General features: G+C 68.3%; 1 protein-coding gene. It reads right to left on the bottom strand.

The window, feature by feature from the left end:
* Positions 1-123: 123 nt before the first annotated feature.
* On the bottom strand, positions 124-1,026 hold a 903-nt coding region (locus tag ACGFNK_RS45770), incomplete at its 5' end, for an IS4 family transposase (RefSeq protein ID WP_393427375.1).

Raw genomic sequence — 1,026 nt, forward strand, 5'->3', positions numbered from 1 at the left:
CGCTTGAGCCAGTAGTTGGACATCTTGCGCTTCACGACACGGGGCTGGCTGCGGAGTCGTCTGGCGGGCAGGAGTCTTTCCAGGAGGTCCTCTTGGAGTACTTGCAGTGCTCTGACCAGGAGTTCAGGGGGAAAAGCCGCCCGGGGTGACGGTCACGCTGCGGCGGGCGGAGCGCAGGGTTTCGGTGAAAGAGATGCGGTCGGGGTCGAGTTGACGGGTGGCAGCGGTTCTCAGCATCAGTTCCCGCAGCGCATGGTGGACCAGGAGATGGGCCCAGATCTGCTGGAGGACACCGTCAGGGGTCTTACTGCTGAGCACGACCCGTGCACCACGCTGGTGGGTTTTGATCTCGGCGAAGACGGATTCGATCTCCCAGCGCTCGCGGTAGAGCGCGGCCAGTTGCCGGGCCGGATAGCGGCGGGGGTCCACAAGACTGGTAACCAGACGGTAGTCGTCGGCCGCAGCAGCGCCGCCGGTGTCTTTCAGCTGGTAGGCAAGGACTCGGACCGGCACCGGGTCACGTTTCGCACCGTCGGTGCCGGCGTGGATGTCGGAGAGCCATGATCCGTCTCGAAGCAGCTTGCGGACGGGCAGGACGCGGTTGGCAGGCACCCGCCACAGCAGGTCGGCTCCCGTGGCGGTGAATGCCCGCCACAGCGGGACGCCCAGAAACTCGCGGTCGGCCAGGACCAGCTGGCCCGCACCGCAGGAACGGGGCAGGCGGCCCACCAGGGTGACTTCCCCGGTCCGGCAGCCGGCGAGTTCCGCGTCCAGCACCGCGTGGCTGCCCACCTCCACCAGAGCCGCCATCCGCACCTGGACGAATGCACTCCGTCCCGTTCCGCGGCCGTTGCCGGGACGGCCGAAGGCGGCCTGGTTGGCTTCGGTGTCGGCAACGTCCCAGCAGGTCCCGTCGACGGCCAGCAGCCGCAATCCCCGCCAGAACGCACCGGGGGTCGACTCGGTGGCCATCGGCTTCGCGGTCGCCGCGAACAGCACCTGCAACGGCTCGGAACCCAGCCGCTG

Source organism: Streptomyces sp. NPDC048825 (assembly GCF_043198355.1).
GTDB lineage: Bacteria > Actinomycetota > Actinomycetes > Streptomycetales > Streptomycetaceae > Streptomyces > Streptomyces xiangluensis.